The sequence below is a fragment of the Mesorhizobium sp. Cs1299R1N3 genome, assembly GCF_037179625.1.
GTDB classification, from domain to species: domain Bacteria; phylum Pseudomonadota; class Alphaproteobacteria; order Rhizobiales; family Rhizobiaceae; genus Mesorhizobium; species Mesorhizobium salmacidum.
Genome location: NZ_JAPYKQ010000010.1, coordinates 1 through 19,243 on the forward strand (window position 1 = coordinate 1; position 19,243 = coordinate 19,243).

Annotated in this window: 12 protein-coding genes and 1 pseudogene; 7 read left to right on the forward strand and 6 right to left on the reverse strand. The window is 62.5% G+C overall.

The window, feature by feature from the left end; all coding sequences use genetic code 11:
- Positions 1-315: 315 nt before the first annotated feature.
- A complete protein-coding gene (locus O7B34_RS20655; protein WP_337147800.1) occupies positions 316-2,730 on the forward strand; it encodes a tetratricopeptide repeat protein in 2,415 nt (804 codons plus the stop codon).
- Between the two features lie 195 nt (positions 2,731-2,925).
- Here the strand turns inward: O7B34_RS20655 and O7B34_RS20660 are convergent.
- A pseudogene (locus O7B34_RS20660) lies at positions 2,926-3,232 on the reverse strand (hypothetical protein); the annotation flags it as partial.
- Between O7B34_RS20660 and O7B34_RS20665 the strand changes: the two are divergent.
- Positions 3,144-3,533: a tetratricopeptide repeat protein gene (locus O7B34_RS20665; protein ID WP_337148006.1), complete on the forward strand. Its 390-nt coding sequence runs from the start codon at positions 3,144-3,146 to the stop codon at positions 3,531-3,533. The pseudogene O7B34_RS20660 and the gene O7B34_RS20665 sit on opposite strands and share 89 nt — an antisense overlap.
- A 568-nt stretch (positions 3,534-4,101) precedes the next feature.
- Here O7B34_RS20665 and O7B34_RS20670 read toward each other — a convergent pair.
- The 3 genes from O7B34_RS20670 to O7B34_RS20680 all read right to left on the reverse strand — a co-directional run bounded on the left by O7B34_RS20670 (position 4,102) and on the right by O7B34_RS20680 (position 8,086).
- Entirely contained in the window at positions 4,102-5,295 is a 1,194-nt protein-coding gene (locus tag O7B34_RS20670; protein WP_337147801.1) for an IS91 family transposase, read from the reverse strand.
- Positions 5,296-5,297: 2 nt separating this feature from the next.
- Entirely contained in the window at positions 5,298-6,206 is a 909-nt protein-coding gene (locus O7B34_RS20675; RefSeq protein ID WP_337147802.1) for a tyrosine-type recombinase/integrase, read from the reverse strand.
- 380 nt (positions 6,207-6,586) lie between these two features.
- Positions 6,587-8,086, reverse strand: coding sequence for a winged helix-turn-helix domain-containing tetratricopeptide repeat protein (locus tag O7B34_RS20680; protein ID WP_337147803.1), 1,500 nt, complete (start codon positions 8,084-8,086; stop codon positions 6,587-6,589).
- Positions 8,087-8,208: 122 nt separating this feature from the next.
- Between O7B34_RS20680 and O7B34_RS20685 the strand changes: the two genes are divergently transcribed.
- On the forward strand, positions 8,209-8,466 hold the full coding sequence (locus O7B34_RS20685; RefSeq protein WP_337147804.1) for a hypothetical protein: 258 nt from the start codon (positions 8,209-8,211) through the stop codon (positions 8,464-8,466).
- 540 nt (positions 8,467-9,006) lie between these two features.
- Here O7B34_RS20685 and O7B34_RS20690 read toward each other — a convergent pair.
- Positions 9,007-9,192 (reverse strand): helix-turn-helix domain-containing protein, encoded by a 186-nt coding sequence (locus O7B34_RS20690; protein ID WP_442920986.1) that lies wholly within the window; start codon positions 9,190-9,192, stop codon positions 9,007-9,009.
- A 164-nt stretch (positions 9,193-9,356) separates the two neighbouring features.
- On the opposite strand from O7B34_RS20690, the gene O7B34_RS20695 reads away from it, so the two are divergent.
- On the forward strand, positions 9,357-10,025 hold the full coding sequence (locus O7B34_RS20695) for a hypothetical protein (RefSeq protein WP_337147806.1): 669 nt from the start codon (positions 9,357-9,359) through the stop codon (positions 10,023-10,025).
- Between the two features lie 502 nt (positions 10,026-10,527).
- Positions 10,528-12,159: a recombinase family protein gene (locus O7B34_RS20700; protein ID WP_337147807.1), complete on the forward strand. Its 1,632-nt coding sequence runs from the start codon at positions 10,528-10,530 to the stop codon at positions 12,157-12,159.
- Positions 12,160-12,209: 50 nt separating this feature from the next.
- Here O7B34_RS20700 and O7B34_RS20705 read toward each other — a convergent pair whose 3' ends face one another.
- Positions 12,210-13,400, reverse strand: a complete 1,191-nt coding sequence (locus O7B34_RS20705) for a DUF1173 domain-containing protein (RefSeq protein WP_337147995.1) — start codon at positions 13,398-13,400, stop codon at positions 12,210-12,212.
- Positions 13,401-13,585: 185 nt separating this feature from the next.
- On the opposite strand from O7B34_RS20705, the gene O7B34_RS20710 reads away from it, so the two are divergent.
- On the forward strand, positions 13,586-18,082 hold the full coding sequence (locus O7B34_RS20710; RefSeq protein WP_337147808.1) for a strawberry notch family protein: 4,497 nt from the start codon (positions 13,586-13,588) through the stop codon (positions 18,080-18,082).
- An 11-nt stretch (positions 18,083-18,093) separates the two neighbouring features.
- The gene (locus tag O7B34_RS20715; protein ID WP_337147810.1) at positions 18,094-19,149 is read left to right on the forward strand and encodes a DUF7146 domain-containing protein; all 1,056 of its coding nucleotides are present in this window, start codon (positions 18,094-18,096) and stop codon (positions 19,147-19,149) included.
- Positions 19,150-19,243: the final 94 nt, after the last annotated feature.

The following is a 19,243-nucleotide window of genomic DNA, read 5'->3' on the forward strand; positions in this document are numbered from 1 at the left end:
ACGGCGTCTGCGCTGATGTAAACCAGATCCGTGACGTCACCATCCGACACCTCATCCTCTCAGATTAAGGTGTTGCGACGATCGGTTGAACCCGCCGCCCAATTGCCGCCGTTCTGCAATGCGCCCATAGCCGCCATCCGCCGTTCCCTCGCCAATCCTGGGTGCTGCCGTGCGTTCACTTTCGGCCGGCGGCTAACATGGACATTTCCGCAGATGAAATCTGTATGACGAGGCGGCTGCGAACGGCGACATTAACAAAGTGCTGCGTACCCGACAGTGCCCTTGGCCAACCCCAGCTTAGCTAGAGTTCGTAGTATGCTGAACGCCATTCACCACGTCGCGCTCATCTGCACCGACTACGACCGGTCCCGACGGTTCTACGTTGAACTCCTCCGCCTCGATCTAATTGGGGAGGTCTTTCGGCAGGAGCGGCAGTCATGGAATGCGGACCTGCGGATCGGGTCCGTCCAGTTGGAGTTGTTTTCCGGCGGCGGACGCTGGAGAGGTCGGTCGTTTCATTTCAGTGTGACCAGGTCTATACTCCACGGGGGACAGGCCAGATCGATGGACCGTAAGCTTTCCGCCATTCTCGCTGCCGACGTTGTGGGCTATTCCGCCCAGATGGAACGCGACGAGGCCGGCACGTTCGAGCGCCTTCGAGCTGGACGCAAGGAACTGTTCGAGCCTGAGATTGCCCGCCACCACGGCCACATCTTCAAGCTGATGGGCGATGGACTGCTGGCCGAATTCGGCAGCGTCGTGGACGCGGTCGAATGTGCCGTGTCGTTGCAGCACGCCCTGGCGGAACGCAACGCCGCCGTTTCCGAGGATCATCGGACTCGCGTCAGAATTGGGATCAATCTCGGCGAGGTGATTGTCGAGGGCGAGGACCGATATGGCGAGGGCGTCAACGTTGCTGCCAGGCTCCAACAACTGGCGGAACCTGGCGGCATCTGTGTCTCGGCAAAGGTCGCAAAGGAGGTTGAGAAGAAGTTGGCTTTCGGCTTTGAGCCGATGGGCCAACAGAAGCTGAAGAACATCGCCGAACCGGTGCAGGCGTACCGGGTGCTGCTCGATCCCGCGGTGGCGGGAAAGCCCATGGCTGTCAATCGACACCCACGCTTCAGGCGCAATCTGGCCGTCGCTATTGGGGTCCTTGTTGTCGCAGTCGGCCTTGCAGCAGCGTGGTGGCGACCGTGGGAGCCTCCGATGCGGCCCACCGCTCTGACGGCCAATGCGAAAGCAGACACCCGGCCATCCCTCGTCGTGCTTCCATTTGACAATCTCAGCGACGACAAGTCGCAAGGTTATCTGGCTGACGGTTTCACCGAGGACCTGACCACAGAACTTGCACGCATACCCGGCCTGTTCGTCGTGTCGCGAAACGCGGCTTCCACTTACAAGGGCAAGGAGACTAAACCCGCAGAGATCGCCGCAGCGCTTGGTGTCCGGTACATGCTGGAGGGCTCGATACGTCGGGTCGGCGACGACATGCGTATCAACGCGCAATTGATCGACGGCTCGACCACCGGTCATCTCTGGGCGGAACGTTTCGACGGCCAGTGGACGGATGTCTTTGCGCTACAAGACAAAGTCGTCGCCAGCATCGCAGGCGCGCTCAAGCTCCGTCTCGTCAGCGCCCAAGGCAAGGCAGATGTCGCGGGCGGCACGCGCAATCCCGCAGCCTACGAAGCTTACCTCATGGGCATGGAAATCTACAATCGTCGCAATACTCCAGAGGAGTTTGCGCAGGCGGTGAGGTTTTTCCAGCAGGCGCTGGAGCTCGACCCGAATTTCGGCGCGGCGGCAGCATCGCTCGCATGGGCCTATTGGGAGATGGACGGGCCACGGGTCAAGGCTTTGGCCTTTTCGGAATCTGTGGCGTTTTACAACGTCTACAAGTACCTGGAGGAGGCGGCCAAGCATCCTTCGCCCTCGTACTATCAGCTCGTTGCCAGTTTGCTGGTTCGCGAGCACCGGTCCGACGAGGCAGTCGCGGTTATGTTTAAGGCAGTGGCGCTCGACCCGAGCGATCCCCTGAACTATGTCGGGTTGGCAGACGCCCTGAATTTCAATGGCAGGCCGAACGAGGCGCGCGACTATCTCGACGCGGCCAACCGCGTCGACCCAGGCGGCAATGACTATCGGCACTACCAGGCGGGGCTGGCTGAATTTGGCCAAGGTCGTTTCGCGGAGGCCGTCGACTACCTTGAAAGGATTGATCTCCAATCGCCCGATCCATGGCCGAAATTCTACGGCCTGCAGGTGTTGGTTTCGGCCTACGCACATCTCGGGCGCAGTGACCAAGTCGCGGCCTATAGTGACAGTCTAAGGAACGTCATGTTGGAACGAAAGGATGGAGGGGCAAATCAACTGGTCACGCAGAGGTATTTTGTGTTCAAGAACCCGGCTGACATCGGGCGTCTGCTGGACGGCCTGGACAAGGCCGGTGTGCCGCAGTTGCCGGAACAGCTCGATCTGGATGCGAGGGACCGGCTTACCGGTTCGGAGATCATGTCGCTCATCCTCGGTCGTGACCTGCGCGGGGGAGGCGCATGGATAGATAAGCGAACCAGTTGGGTGCAGCAGAACTTCCTGTGCGACGCCATTCCGAAAGTTCAGACAACCTGTGGCGCGATCTTCCGCAATCCTGCTGGGACGCCGGAGCGACGCAACCAGTATACGGCAGTCTTCCGTTTCGATCGTTTTGAGTTTTCGACCGTCAAATAAGACCACCCGGGACCCGCCTGCGAATATTATCTGTGGCTAATGCATAAGTGGACCTTTGGGGGTCCGGTCGCGCCCGAAGTTCCCCAGACATCCCAAGGTTAAGTCCGGCGCGACCTTCTGGGATCCTCACTCAGCGTTTTACCTAAGTTCTTCGTTCGCTAGCGGGAGCTTCGCGCGGCGTCACAACCATATGCGTCATCGCGTCCAACCTTCGGCGACAGCGCCCGCCAGTGCCGGGGCGATCAGCTGCCCGCGCACCTTGCACAGGGCTGTTCTATGGCTGCCCGAGAGGCTGCACCTCCCCCCTCGCATTCCGGCCAGCACTTCGGGCTTGGCGCAAAGCGGGAAGCCGGCGAGCGGCATTGTCACCGATGAAACGGCCGCGTTCCGTCGTGCTCATGCCGGATTCATTGATGATGCTCTCGACGGTCAAATCCGGGTGGTGCTTGAGAGCTTCCCTAACCGAAGCCTTCGCCTCATCGGTTCGACCCAGCGCTGCGAGCACCTGGATCGATTATCACATCGGCCATGCCCGGGCATGGCTCGGCGATGGCGCCGGCGCGCAGGCCAGCCTACATCGTTATATCGCAGCCAATCCGCAGGATACTTGCGGGTACCTGATGCTGGCAGTCATCCACGGATTCGCCGGACGGACGGAAGACGCGCGCCGCGCCCTCGCGGAAGCTGTCGGGCGAAAGGCGAACATCGACCAGGATCAGGTCCGCGGCTCGAACCGCTACCGCGACCCTGTACGGTTGGAGCGGGTGATCGCGGTGCTGAACGCAGCCGGACTTCCCGCCTGAGCAGGGTTTAGGTTGATATCCTATCGATGCCAGAGCCCTCGAGCCTGACGGCGCACACTAACCAGTCGTCCATGAAGAATCCTGATTCAAACAAAATGGAGGAGACGACAAACGAAGAGATCAAAGCTGGGGAGTGCCTCAGTTTTCAACACCGGAGTCGGTGGCTGGAGCGACGTGTGGGCGCTCTTCCCTTGAACCGAGGCGATGTCCACGCTCGCCGGAATGTCCGCTATCGAAGATCCGCCGCCTGAAAGCTGCCAGACCGCTAACGTGAAGAGTTTCGGGCGCCGGCAGGCGTACGAAAGTCCCCGAGGAAGGAACCCGCGGGCCACAGGCGATGGCTATGGGGATTTCGGATTTCGGCTGATGTCGGCGATGGCGCGACCGCAGCCGGGAAGCGTCGGGTTTGATGCGGACATGCCGCTTCGTTGCGCTTCCGCGCGATGTTGCCGGCTCGGCGCAGGTCCGGACGCGCGCCTTTCGGCGACGGTAGTCACCATGGACACGCGTGGATCCGTCGCCGGCGGCTGAGCGCCTGCAGCTGAAGGCTCGACCATGCCATGCCAGGTCATGGGACGTTCTCCCGGTTCGTCGCCGTTGCGTCCGGCGGTCCGCGCGGTTGCCTCCACCGTTCGAACGTCTCGATGACGATCATGCGTCCGCCGCAGCAAGGGCACGGCGGGCGGAAGTTGTCCGGATCGTCGAGGCTATCGTCATCGGGCGGCGCGGCGACGTCCAGGAGTTGGCGGGCGAGCGCGAGGCAGTCCTTGCGAGAGCCGCCTGCGAGCAAGCCGTAGTGACGGATGCGATGGAAGCCGCGCGGCAGGACATGGAGCAGGAAGCGGCGGATGAACTCGTGAGTGGCAAGCGTCATGACCTGCTGCCGGTCGGCGCCGTTGCGGCGATAGTCCTTGTAGCGGAAGGTGACGCTATTCTTGTCGAAGGCGATCAGGCGGCTGTTCGAGATCGCGATCCGGTGGGTGTAGCGCGATAGGTAGGCGAGCACCGCCTCCGGGCCGGCGAAGGGCACCTTGGCGTAGACCACCCAGCGCTTCTTCCTGACGGGAGCCAGATGGCGCAGGAAGGCTTGGCGGTCGGTTAGGTGCGCCATCGATCCGAAGAAGCTGAGCCGGCCGGCGTCGTGCAGAGTGACCAGGCGGGTGAGGAACAGCCGGCGGAACAGCTTGCCGAGTACCCTCACCGGAAGCAGGAAGGCCGGCCGTGACGATACCCAGCGACTGCCGTCCGGCGCGATGCCGCCGCCGGGCACGATCATGTGGACATGCGGATGGTGAGTCAGCGCGGAGCCCCAGGTGTGGAGGACGGCGGTGATGCCGATCCTGGCGCCGAGGTGCTTCGGATCGGCGGCGATGGTCAGCATCGTCTCCGATGCCGCCTTGAACAGCAGGTCATAGATCGTCGCCTTGTTGTGGAAGGCGATGTCGGTGACCTCGGCCGGCAGCGTGAACACGACATGGAAGTAGCCGACCGGCAGCAGGTCGGCCTGGCGCTCGGCCAACCATGTCCGCGCCGCTGCGCCTTGGCACTTCGGACAGTGCCGGTTGCGGCAGGAGTTGTAGGCGATGCGCCACTGGCCGCAGTCTTCGCAGGCCTCGACGTGACCGCCAAGGGCCGCGGTGCGGCAGTGCTCGATCGCCGACATGACCTTGAGCTGGGCGAGGCTCAGATGTCCGGCATGGGCGACCCGGTAGGCGGGCCCGGCAGTGCGGAAGATGTCGGCGACCTCGAGCGAGGCGCGCACGCTCAGCCGTCGGGCGAGATCTCTTCCAGCTTGAAGAGGCCAAGCTTGTCGAGCGGGCTCGTGACGGTGCGCACCGTGCGGGTCGCGACCTTGGTGTAGAAGGCGGTGTTGTTGAGCTTGGCGTGCCCGAGCAGAACCTGGATGATCCGGATGTCGGTGCCGTCCTCCAGCAGGTGGGTGGCGAAGCTGTGGCGCAGTGTGTGCGGTCCGACCCGCTTGGCGATGTCGGCGGCATGTGCCGCCTCGACGACGATACGATAGAGCTGACGCGTGCTGATCGGCTTCATCGCGTGCTGCCCCGGGAACAGCCAGCCGTCGCGGTGCATCACGCCCTGCTGCCGCCCAACCTTCCACCACTCACGCAGAAGCGTGAGCAGGTCTTGCGACAGCATGGCGTTGCGGTATCGCCCGCCCTTGCCGCGCTCGACGCGCAGCAGCATGCGCTCGCTGTCGACGTCGGCGACCTTCAGCATCGACACCTCGGCGACACGCAGGCCGGCGCCATAGGCGACCGAGAGCGCCGCCTGGTGCTTGAGGCAGGTGGTGGCGTTGAGCAGCCGGGCAACCTCGTCGCGGCTCAGCACCACGGGCAGGTTACGCGGATGCGCCAGCCGGACGAGCCTGCGCGCCAGGTCCGGGCGGTCGAGCGTCTGGGTGAAGAAGAAGCGCAGCGCCGACACGATGCTGTTCATCGTCGGCACGGGGACGCCATCCTCCTGCTGCTCGATCTGGAACCGGCGCAGGTCGTCGGCGGTCGCCGTGTCCGGCGAACGCCCAAGGAATGTCGCCAGGCGTCCAATGTCGCGGAGATAGTTGCGCTGCGTCTCCCGTGAGAAACGCCGCATGTTCATGTCGTCGATCAGCCGCTGGCGCAGCGGGCTGATCGCTGCATCGAGAATGGGATGGTGCATGGTCGGGCTCCTTGTTGAAGAAGCCCGTCATGCTCTGCCCCCGCCGGAGGACGCTCAATGCGAGCGCGACGCCCGGCCCCTAACCGCTACCTCAACCGCAGGCGCCCTCCCGCGCAGCGGGTTCGTTCGACGGGCCCAAGGCTGCCTGTCAGCAATGCCCCCCATCTCGGAGGTTCGGCGCACTTTACCTCGCTCGAAAGTGGACGGTCTGCCAAAGTAGCATGAGTGCGTTGCTCGACGATGGGTCTGATCCAACAATGACCCCGCATGTCAGGTTCCTAGAGTATGGGAGGTTGTCATGTCGATGATCATCGCCGTCGTCCTTCTTACTGCTCGCATGCACCCAAATGCAGCGATGAGTTTCTCGGACCGACTGGATCCTATAAAAAGCCGGCCTTTCTGAAGCCGGAGAGGAAGAGCTCGAAGGATGACAGGTCTGCGAAAGGAAGGTGGGCAAGGTAGCCAAGCGAGAGGCCCGGCTGCCGGCTCAGTGTGGCCTCGACTGCGACGTGCGCGTTTTCCATCTCGCCCAGATGTGCGTAGGCCGCCGCAAGAAAGGCATGGATGAAGAACTGGTCGCCGGCCTTCCGATAAGCGTCGATGGCCTCGGCATATCGGCCGAGCAGGAAGAGCGCGCTGCCCTTCACCTCCCAGAACCAGACCGGGGGCAACGGGTCGAGCAGTATGGCCCTTTCGAGGACCGCCAAGGACTGCTGAGGCTGGCCGCCGTAGTTGAGCCAGCTTGCATAGTCTCCGGCAATGTTGACGTCGTGCGGATTGAGCGTACGGGCCTGCTGGAAATGCAATCCGGCATCCCCATGCTGGCGCATATGTACGAGCACGAGGCCCATGCTCTGGTTGCAGATGCCGTCATTCCGGTCGAGCAGGAGCGCCGTGCGCGCAGACTGCAAGGCACTTTGCAGCGTACGAGAATCGCGGTCGTACCAGAATCGCGCAACCAGGCACTGCGCCAGATAGGCATGACCTTGAGCAAAAGCCGGATCGAGTTCGGCGCTCCGGGCAAACATGGATTCGCCCTTGTCCATTTCATACTGATGGTAGTGCGCGCGACCCTGCAAGTAGTAGTCGTAGGCGGCCCAATCGGCCGGCGGGGTTCGCCGCGAGCGGCTAGTCGCATCTGCCTCGGCGGCGCCTTGGACAGTTGAAGCTACGAGAGCCGCCACCTCCTCCTGAACCGAAAAGATGTCCTCGAGCGCCCGGTCGTAGCGTTGAGCCCACAAATGGAAGCCGCTGGCGCCGTCGATCAGTTGCGCCGTGATCCGGATGCGGTCCCCGAGCCGTCGCGCGCTGCCCTCGATGAGGTAGCGCGCGCCGAGTTGCCGGTAGACTTCTGCGGGGTCCGGCGCTGGCCCACGAAACTGAAAAGATGAATTGCGCGCGATCACCACGATCGACCGGTATCGCGCCAGTTCGGTGATGATATCTTCGGTGATGCCGTCGCTCAGATATTGTTGGTCCTGATCGCCGCTCAAATTGGCGAAGGGCAGCACGGCAATGGTGGGTTTGCCGGACGGCGCGATCGGTCGCTGCACTGAACCTTCCACGCACTCGACAGGCGCGGTGAAGCGGTAGCCGACGCGAGGCACGGTGGCGATCCAGTCGCCACCGTGGTCGGTAGGGCCGAGCGCCTTCCTCAGCGTCGCAATCTGGACGGTGAGATTGCTTTCCTCGACCGCCAGGCCCGGCCAGGCAGCTTCCATCAGCTCGGCCTTGGTCAGGATGTCGCCGGGCCGGGCCGCAAGCGCGGCGAGCAGCGTGATGCCGCGATGCCCGATGGAGATCGGTATGTCCTGCCGCAGGAGCGTCCCCTTCTCAGGGTCGAGCACGAACGGACCAAAGGCGAGGTGAACCCGATGCATCCCGTCATATTAGACGTTTCGGAATTTTTCGGAACAGTTTCGGCCGCGCTTTAGTACGCAGGTCCGCTCATCTGCCAAAGTAGCGTCATCGATTTCAGCAACACCAAGACAGGACGAGCCAAATGAGCACGCAGCTTTCTCTCACCTCAAGATTCTACCAGTCTCTCTGGGGCGAACCGCCGACGTGGACGACTGGACCGGCATCGGTCTGGGCGAGACTCGTCGCCCTGCGCGGCCTGGTCGCGGTTTGGCGCGAGCGCATGTACTATCGCGAGGAGCTGAAGCGACTGGCAGAAGCGGGGCCTCAGCGGATCGACGACGTCGGTCTCACCATGGCTGCCGTCGAGGCGGAACTTCAAAAGCCGTTCTGGCAGGCCTGATTTGCTTCGATAGCTGATTGTCAACGCGCTTGCAGACTTCAATCGGGTGCCGCACTCGAAACTGTAAGCTTATTACTGCTCAAAATGAGCCGCTGAAAATCGGCTTTCGGGGAAGTGAGGTGGGACTTGGGAAAGTCCGGGATGGGGGTAAATAGCGGCCATTTGGCTTGCATAGGCTAACGCCAGCTCCGCCATTGTCAGTTAGATGTAGGCAACGCGAAACCGGGCGCGCCAGCCCTTCCTTCCAAGCGCCCACAGTTTGAGGAGCAGGTCCGTCTGACTAGCTCACAACCAGGAGCGAAACCTCGCGACGGTGGCGGCATTATCCGCTCTTGGCGACTGCCAGCGCGAACAACCGGTGCCCAGCTTTCAGGATTGCGCATTTCCCGGCTCAATGGCGGAATTGAGGTCGTCGGCCGAACGACCGCTACACCGGATTCCTCTCAACAACCGGACGGTCCGCAAGCGGCCCCAAAACGGTCGTGGATCGTGCCACCTAGGATCGGCCGTCAAACCGGAGATCGGTTCAAAATAAGGTTGTCATCCGCGCGCTCTGTATCGGATCCCATTCTCGGATAAGAACTCGATTCCAGCAGCTTCCAGCGCAAGCCTTATACTCGTCAGATTGTTGGCGATCGGCATACGCGCGCCGCGTTCAAAATCTGCAATCGTCTGTCGAGCAACGGTTGCTACTTCGGCTAATTGTTCTTGGCTCCAGCCAAGCATCGCGCGAGCGCCACGACACTGCTCCACCGTTAGCGCACGTTCCATTCTATCAATCCGATTGACGTCAATCAATTTGTATAAGATGATGTCCCCCTAACGGCCGAGCTGAGCGCTAGCACGCCCAGCCCGACCTAGCCACAATCAAGCTTTGAGGAGCTCGGATCATGACTGAGTCCGACAATAGCACGATTCCGCCACGCGTCACCCGCAGGAGGATGCTCATAGGAACGGCAATGGCAATTGCGGCATCGGAGCGAAAAGCATTTGCCGGCCCCGATTTAGAAATGGACCTATCCGGCGATCCTGCGATAGCGGCGTGGCGCAAATGGCAGGCAGCACACCAGCAGACCGAACGGCTATGCCGTCAACAGCAACGTCTAGAGCGAACGCTTGCCGAAAAGGTCGGATTTCCTTGCACGACGACCCGGCTGCGCGGCGGCGAGAGCGTAACGCTGTATTCACTTGAGGCGCTTACCGACGTGCTCGATGTAACTCCTGCGGAAGCGGCTGTGCGTGGAAAGGCCGAAGCCGATTTGTTCGATCATCAAGCGCGCTGGGACGCCGCCGACAGAGCGATTGGCTACTCCGCGACGTTGCGCGCCGAACGCGAGGCCGCTGATCGAGCAGAGGACCTGCTTAAGCTATTGTCCAAAACCCCCGCAGCTTCCCTTGCCGGTGTGGCAGCCAAGCTTGATGCGGTGCTGAGGGAAGGGCAGTCTTCGGAAGCCGACACTGAGTTTCCTTGGCCCCAGATTCGCTCGGCCCTTGATGATATTGGTCGGATTAGCCGGCAGGGAGGGCTTAGTCAGGTATTTGGCCCAGACGTATCGTGAAGGCATATAGGCGGAATATCGATTTTGATTTGGAGTGTTGCGCACCTTCGTGCTGGCATCCGATTTCGAACTGGAAGGACTGACGTCAGAGATCGCGTTGGCGCGCCGAAATGCACTTCTCCACAATCGCCCACAATGGCCTATCGAGGTCGGCAGTCTTCGGCGGCATTCTAATGTCCGCCTTCAATGGCTCACATAATGCCCTGTATAGGCTAGCAATTTTGATTTCGAAAGAGACAATGGCGGAATGTCCGCTAAAGTTTATCCACTTCGCAGGTCGACGGAGCTCACCAGTCTATTCGACTATGCCGCCCCTGATCGCTGTCCAAAATCTAACCGCGCGAAACGGTACAAGAAAGAATGGCAACCGGAAATCATCGACGATTGGCCCGATCATATTCCCATTTCGGTGCGAGAGTTGCAGCTGTTCGAGGTTCACTGCTCCGATCTGCTTGACGAGATTTTTGGAGCCAGAAACTAACTCGAAAAGAGGAGGCCGCTCATGAATGCCAAAGCGAGCTCCGCCTTGGCCATGCCCGGGCGCGCCGCACTTTATCTCCGCGTATCGACGGGTCGGCAGGCTGAGCACGATCTTTCAATCCCTGACCAGCGTCGCCAGCTACAGGCCTATTGTCAGGCGAAGGGGATTGCTGTGGCGACGGAGTTTGTTGAGCCAGGTGCGTCGGCGACCGACGACAAGCGGCCGGAATTCCAGAAAATGATGGATGCTGCATCGCAACGGCCGGCGCCATTCGACATAATCATTGTGCATTCGTTCTCACGGTTCTTCCGCGATCAGTTCCAGCTTGAATTCTATGTTCGGCGATTGGCGAAAAACTGTGTTCGGCTGACGTCGATCACTCAGGATCTTGGTGACGATCCCATGAGCACCATGATGCGTCAGATCATGGCTCTATTCGATGAATATCAGTCCAAGGAGAACGCCAAGCACACGCTGCGGGCTATGCGGGAAAACGCCCGGCAGGGCTATTGGAATGGTTCCCGACCGCCCTACGGCTATCGAATCGTGACTGCCGAACAGCGTGGCACCCGGGCTAAAAAGAAAATCGAACCGGACCCTCTGACCGTCGACCACGTCCGCTTGATGTTCCGTTTGGCGCATTCCGGCGATAGCGATCACGGCCCGATGGGAGTACGTCAGATCGCCAGCTACCTAAACAATCGAGGGATTCGGACACAAACTGGAGGACGGTGGGGGCTTGGGGGAGTGCATCAAGTTCTCACGCGTACGACCTATATCGGGCGACAACGTTTCAACGTCCGCGGCAAACGGAAAGGTGTTGAGAAGGGACAGGAAGATATCGTCAATGTTGCGGTGCAACGGATCATCGAGGAGGACCAATTCAATACGGTCCAGGATCTCCTTAAGTCGCGAAGCCCGCAATTGCGTGCGCCTAGATTCGTAAACAGCCCGATGCTCTTGGGGGGTGTTGTGTTCTGCGAGAACTGTGGAGGTGCGATGACCTTACGCACCTCAGGAAAGGGCAAGCAGTATCGATACTACACCTGTTGCACGACCGCTCGGCAGGGGCATAGCGGCTGCAAGGGCCGAACAATGCCGATGGAGCAGCTCAACGATTTGGTGGCAAATTATGTGGATATGCGGCTGTTGAACACTGCTAGGCTTGAGGAATTGCTGTCCGGGTTGTTGCGCCGGAGGGCAGAGCAAGGCGATCGCGAGAAGGATCGGGTCGGTGATCTACGACGACAGGCCGCCGACGCTGAAGGGAGGCTCACACGCCTCTATGAAGCGATCGAGAACGGTCTGGCTGATTTAGCCGATAGCAACCTGAAGGGGCGAATCGCCGAATTGAAAAGAATTCGGGATGCGGCCAACGCCGACGCCGAGCGTGCGGAGCACCGAGGCAGCCAAGCGATCGAAATATCCAAAAGGGCGGTCGCACGGTTCGCAGAGGGGGCCAGGCAGCGACTCCGGGCTCAGGACGGAACCTTTAGGCGGCACCATCTGCAAACACTGGTGCAGAGGGTTGAGGTTGGAGTCGATCGGATTCTAATCAAAGGATCGAAAGCTACGCTTCTACAGACGCTTGTCGTGTCAGCTGGAAAGCCTGGAGTGGAGACGGGGGGCACGACGTTCGCAGTTTTGTACTGAAATGGCTCCCCGGGCCGGATTCGAACCAGCGACCAACCGGTTAAACAGTCCTATGGAAGGGCCGGCATCTCCCCGTCACCGACCCGCCAGGTCCACGCACTGATCTCCGGCCGATCCGCAATCATGTCCTGCAGCGAAACCTCGAACGCTTCGTCCGCTCCGGCCGGAACAACAAAGAGCGCGATCGGCTCCTGCCTGTTCTGAAGCAACGCGTTGGCGATCGGCTGGTCGGGTTGCAGGTCGTAGCGCAATCCCTTCACGCTCTTCTCGCGAAGACGGGCAAGCGCATCGATGAGCCGCTTTTCAGGGACCGTCTCGTAAGGAATCCAGTTCTCCGACACGACCATCAACGCGATCTCCTCGACAATGGCGAGGCCGGCCGAATTCACTCCGAACGTCGCGATAGCCATGAGATGTGAGCTCGAATCCGCTCCCCACAGCGATAATTCTCTCTCGAAGCGTGCCTGCAAACGCCGATGCATTGCGTCGTCGATGATGAAGGGAAAACCGGGCAAATGCCTGACGATAAGTTTCTGACCCGATCGGGCAGACACGATCTCCTTCACCTCGCCTACGAGGAGCAGCAACTTCCGCGGTCCGGCTTTTGGCCGAAGTGCTGTAGCAAGAATCGCGTTGCGACGCTGTTCGATCGCTTCCTTGTTCTCGGCCCGGAACGGCTCGGGGACGAACAGGATATCCGCCAGCGATCCGCCTCTCACCGTCATTTGCCCGGCCGCCTCGATGAGGTGCCAGCGGACATTCCACCAATGTCGCTTGCCGGCCCATCTGGAAGTCCAGACCGTCAATTCAGCCTCGTGCCAGAGATAGTGGAGGAGGCCACGCAGTGACATCCTCCTGGGATCTCCGGCCACGCTGGCGGAGTTCTGGCCAGCAGGCACGGACGCCGCACGACTTCCCGTCTTCGACAGGCTGAAATCCAGCTTCAGCGCCGCCATGCCGTTTTGCGGATCGACCTGGATCGCGCTGCCCATCAACGCGCCGAGCCCGGACAGCTCGCAAGGCGATTCATAAGAATCGCAGGAAGAATCGTGCCCGCCGCCGCTGAGCGGCATGCGCTTGATCAGATGGAGGTCACCGATGCGGGCGACGTACATCGGGCAGCCCGGCTCACGGCACAGGCAGAGTGGGCGCTCCTTGCGGGCATAGGCGTTCGCAAGCGCCGCCTGCAGGTCAGGCGCTCCCTCCTCGTAGACGTCACTTCCAATTCGGAACCGTCGCATCACCTCCGCAGCTCCAGGTCGCCGCCGCATCCGTGTGTGCACATTCAAGTCATGGCTTTGCGCTGAGCGCAACCCGTTTGATGGATCGGCGCCGGAGGGAGAGGGGAGCCGGGAGGAGTGCGGCCCGGCCGGCGCGGAGAGAGTGCCGGCGCGGGGGCCATTCCCCTCTCGCGAAGGACATCTCCATGAACATCGTTTCGACCACATCCGACGTTGCCCGAACGGCCGCTCCCCTCGGCACGCGGGCACCCGCTGCCAACGACAGAGCCCAGGTGATCTTTCAGGCGGCGTTGCTGCTTCTATCTTTCCTAGAGGAGGGCAAGCCAGTCACCACCGCCGCGCTCCGCACCGCCATGACGGACAGTTTCGGCGGCACCGACGCACAGGGCTTCTGGCTCTGGAAGGACGCCTATGAAGCGCTCGAAGCGGCCCAGGTGCTGTTCCTGCGCCGCTTCGGATCGGCGATCCTGTCCCGGTCGACTACGCCGCAGGCGACCCTGGCGATGATGAAGCGGATCGCCAAGCTCATTCCCAGCCATACGCGACGGTCGGACGAGAGCCAGGCCATGCAGCAACTCTCCACACCACTGCCGCTTGCCTTCGTCACCGCGCATGCCGCTGCAATCACCTCCTCGGATCTCGTTCTCGAACCCTCGGCCGGCACCGGCCTTCTCGCCGTCCATGCCGAGATCGCCCGAGCCTCGCTCGTCCTCAACGAGCTTGCCGCCACGCGCACCGATCTGCTCGGCCTGCTGTTCCCGCGCGCTCCCGTTTCCCGGCACGATGCAGCCCATATCGACGATCATCTCGACGCCGCCATCGAGCCGTCCGTCGTGCTGATGAATCCGCCCTTCACGGTCGGTGCCTATGTCGACGGCCATGTCGCCGATGCCGCGTGGCGACATCTCTCCTCCGCATTCGCGCGTCTGCGCCCAGGCGGCCGTATTGTCGCCATCACCGGCACCGGCCTGTCACCCGAAAACCCCAAATGGCGGGCTGCCTTCGAGCGGCTGCAGCAGCAGGGCACCGTCATCTTCACCGCGGCGATCGACGGCCGCGTCTATGCACGCCATGGCACCACCGCCGAAACCCGCCTGACGATCATCGACAAGATACCGGCCGCCGATCCGTCGCGTTTCGTCGCGTCGCCGGGCAGGGCGTCCGACGTCGAGACGCTACTCTCCTGCATCATGGATCTGCCGCCCCGGACGCCGGGCGGCTTTCCGGACTCGATCGGCGCTCTGTCGAACGGGATCCTGCGCAATGCCGCCATGCACATGGCCGGTCGGCCCACGGCAGCAGCTGCACCCGCCTCCGCAACATCGTTTGCGCCAAAGGCTGTCCGACCGGCTCGCCCCGTTGCAAGGGCAACGCTCAGCCACCCGGCCCTTGCGAGCAGCGCCCCGGCGCTGCCCCTGGCCTACGAGCTTCGCGAGTGGATGCCGGAGGAGAGTGGATGCCTCACCGACACGATCTACGAGCCTTACGCCCTTCAGTCGATCCACATTCCCCATGCAAAGCCGCATCCGACGCCGCTGGTCCAGTCGGCCGCCATGGCCGCGGTCGCGCCGCCGAAGCCTTCCTACCGGCCCCTTCTGCCTGACGCGATCGTCGACGAGGGCCTGCTGTCGGACGCCCAGCTCGAAAGCGTGATCTATGCCGGGGAAGCGCATTCCGGTCATCTCGCCGGCGCCTGGACGGTTGACGAGACCTGCGATGTAGTCTCGGCCGCACCAGAAGGTGCTGCGAACGCGGTTCGCTTCCGCCGAGGATGGTTTTTGGGTGACGGCACCGGCTGCGGCAAGGGACGACAGGTCGCCGGCATCATCCTCGACAACTGGCTGCAGGGCCGCCGCCGCGCGGTCTGGATTTCCAAATCAGACAAGCTGCTGGAAGATGCCCAGCGCGATTGGGCAGCACTTGGTCAGGAACGGCTCCTCGTCCAGCCGCTGTCGCGCTATCGGCAGGGCATGCCGATCCGCCTTGCCGAAGGTATCCTCTTCACCACCTACGCAACCCTGCGTTCGCAGGAGCGCGAGGGCAAGAAGTCGCGGATCGCCCAGATCCTCGACTGGGTTGGACAAGAGGCGAGGAGGGGCGAAGGCCCGACGGGGACCAAACGGTCCTTCGATGGCGTCATCATCTTCGATGAGGCGCATGCCATGGCCAACGCCGCCGGGGGAAAAAGCGAACGCGGCGACGTCGCACCCTCGCAGCAGGGCAAAGCGGGCCTGCGCCTGCAGCATGCGTTGCCAGACGCCCGCATCGTCTACGTCTCGGCGACCGGTGCAACCGCGGTTGAAAACCTCGCCTATGCACAGCGCCTGGGCATCTGGGGCAGCGAGGACTTTCCATTCGCCAACCGTACGGAGTTCGTCGCCGCCATCGAGGATGGCGGAGTCGCGGCGATGGAAGTGCTTGCCCGCGATCTCAAGTCGCTCGGGCTCTATACGGCGCGTTCGCTTTCCTATGACGGTGTCGAATATGACCTGCTCGAGCACGAACTGACCCCGGAGCAGATCCGTATCTACAACGCCTATGCGGACGCCTTCCAGGTCATTCACAACAATCTCACTGCCGCGCTCGAAGCGGCCAACATCACCAGCGGGACCGGTACGCTGAACCGCAACGCAAAAGCGGCGGCGCGTTCAGCCTTCGAAAGCACCAAGCAGCGCTTCTTCAGCCATCTCATCACCTCGATGATGACGCCGACCTTGATCGGCGCGATCGAGCAGGACCGCACCGACGGTCATGCGGCCGTGGTGCAGATCGTCTCAACCGGCGAGGCGCTGATGGAACGACGGCTGGCCGAGATTCCGACCGAGGAATGGTCGGATCTCCATGTCGACGTCACGCCGCGCGAGTACGTCGGCGGGTATTTGATGCACTCCTTCCCGACCCAGCTGTTTGAAGAATATTCGGACGCTGAAGGGAACGTCTATTCGCGGCCAGTCCATGACGAAGACGGCAACCCGGTACAGTGCCGGGCGGCTGTTCGCCGGCGCGACGAGATGGTGGAGCGCATCGCGTCATTGCCGCCGGTCGGCAGTGCGCTCGACCAGATCATCCATCACTTCGGCACCGACATGGTCGCTGAGGTTACGGGGCGCTCACGCCGTATCGTGAAGAAGACCGGAAGCGACGGCGTCGATCGGCTCGCCGTCGAGAACCGTCCGGGCTCGGCCAATCTTGCCGAGACCCAAAGCTTCATGGACGACGACAAGGGCGTGCTTATCTTTTCGGACGCCGGCGGCACGGGCCGGTCCTATCACGCAGACCTCGGGATGACGAACCAGAGGTTGCGTAAGCACTACCTGCTCGAGGCCGGCTGGCGCGCCGACAACGCCATCCAGGGCCTGGGACGGACGCACCGCACCAACCAGGTCCAGCCGCCGCTCTTCCGGCCCATGGCCGCCAATGTGAAAGCCGGAAAACGTTTCCTGTCGACCATTGCGCGCCGGCTCGACACACTGGGTGCGATCACGCGCGGCCAGCGCCAGACCGGTGGGGCAGGGCTGTTCCGATCCGAGGACAATCTGGAAAGCCCCTATGCCCGCGCTGCTCTTCGCCAATTTTACTGGCTGCTCCACCAGGGTAAGATCGAAGGCTGCTCGCTCACGACCTTCGAGACGGTCACCGGCCTTTCGCTGACCACCGACGAGGGCGGGCTGCGCGACGAACTGCCGCCGATCACGACCTGGCTTAATCGCCTGCTTGCGCTGCGCATCGAGACCCAGAACCTGCTGTTCGAAGTGTTCGAGCAACTGACGACGGCGAAGGTCGAGGGCGCGATCGCTGCCGGCTCCTATGACAAAGGTCTGGAGACGATTGCGGCGGAGAGCATCGTCGTCACCGATCGTCGCACCGTCTACACGCATCCGGTCTCGGGCGCGCAGTCGCATGTGCTGACCGTCGCCCGCAAGGACCGTATTCGGCCGCTCGGTCTGGTCGATGCGCTGGCGATCGCTCGCGCGGAGCCGCAATCTGTGCTGTTGGTGAACACGCGGTCGAACCGCGCGGCGATACAGCTGCCGACCGCGAGCCTGATGCTCGACGACGGCACGATAGAGCACCGCGTACGCCTGCTGCGGCCGACGGACGAGGTGCGCTTGGGTCTCGACGCCCTTGCCGAAACCCACTGGCAACCGGCCGACCGAAAACTGTTCTGCGAGCTGTGGGAAGCCGAAGCGGAGGCCGTCCCGGAGTTCACAACCAGCACCTTCCACATCGTCACAGGCCTTCTCCTGCCGATCTGGCGGCGGTTGCCTGACGACGATTGCCGGGTTTACCGCATCCAGACGGACACCGGCGAGCGCATCATCGGCCGTCACATCGCGCCGACCCTTGTCGCAACCATGCTCCGCAATCTTGGGCTTGATCATGTGCCCTCGCTCGCACCGGAAGATGCCTGGACCGGGCTTGTGGAAGGCCGGATCGGCCTGCAACTCGCCGACGGCCTAGTCCTTCGGCGCAGCCGAGTGATGAACAACTACCGTGTCGAGCTGATCGGCTTCACCGACGCAATGGTGCCGCGGCTGAAGGCCCTCGGGCTGATCTCCGAGATCATCTCCTGGAAGCTCAGGCTATTCATCCCGACGGCCGCGCAAGGGTCCGCCATCCTCGCCTCGCTCCTCGATCGCCATACGCTGGTCGGGCTCACCGACCGTACGGTCGCGGCTTGAGGGAGGTGATCATGACCGGCTCGGCTTCCGAGCTGGCGCGCCGCCTTGGCGACCATGCCGAGGCGGTGTGCCGCGAATATCTCTCCAACGGCCATCGCGCGGGCAATCACTGGATCGTCGGCGATGTCCGCAACACGCGCGGCCGCTCCATGCATGTGCGGCTGAAGGCCAACACGAAAGGACCAGCCGGAAAGTGGGTCGATGAGCAAAGCGGGGAACATGGCGATCTGCTCGACGTGATCGAACACAGCTGCGGCCTCGCCGATTTCCGCGAAGTCGCCGATGAAGCGCGCCGGTTCCTCTCCATGCCGCGACCACAGTCGCCGACCTCCGGCGGGCAGCGCCAACCAGCCGCCGCGCGCGGCTCTCCCGACGCTGCGCGTCGCCTGTTCGCCATGTCGCGGCCGATCGCCGGCACGCTGGCCGAACGATACCTCGCCGGTCGTGACATCGTGCTTTCCATAAGCGAGCGCGCCCTGCGCTTCCATCCCGGCTGCTATTACCGGGATCTCGTGACTGGCGAGACGCAGATGCTGCCAGCGCTGATTGCGGCCGTCACCGGCCTCAACGGGCGCATCACCGGACTGCAGCGCACTTACCTGTCCCCTTGGCTCGATCCGAACGGCAAGGTCGGCAAGGCGCAACTCGCTGATCCGCGCCGCTCGCTCGGGCATCTTCTTGGCAACGGCATCTGGCTCGGCCTCCAGCCCGGTGTGCCTGTTCCGGTCATGGCCGCCGGCGAGGGATTTGAGACGATGGCGTCGCTCAGGACGGTGATGCCGGCGCTGCCGGTTGCCGCCGCGACCTCGGCCAATCATCTCGCCGGCCTGATCTTTCCGTCTGGCTGTCGCCGCCTTTACATCGCCGCCGATGCGGACGCCGCCGGACGGCATGGCATCGAGCGTCTCAGCCAGCGAGCCGGCGCGGCCGGAGTCCTCACTCTGGAATTGCGACCCCGGCTCGGCGACTTCAACGACGATCTACGGCATCTCGGGCCGACCCATCTCGCGGCTTGGCTCAGCGATCAGCTCGTCCCGGAGGATGCCCGTCTCTTGCTGCCGCCCTGATGAACGCCTCGGGCCGTCAGGTGGACAGGGCCGGCGTCACCGGAAGACCTATTGGCACGGCGGCGGTCCGCCGGGAGAAGCCGCGCCCGCGGCC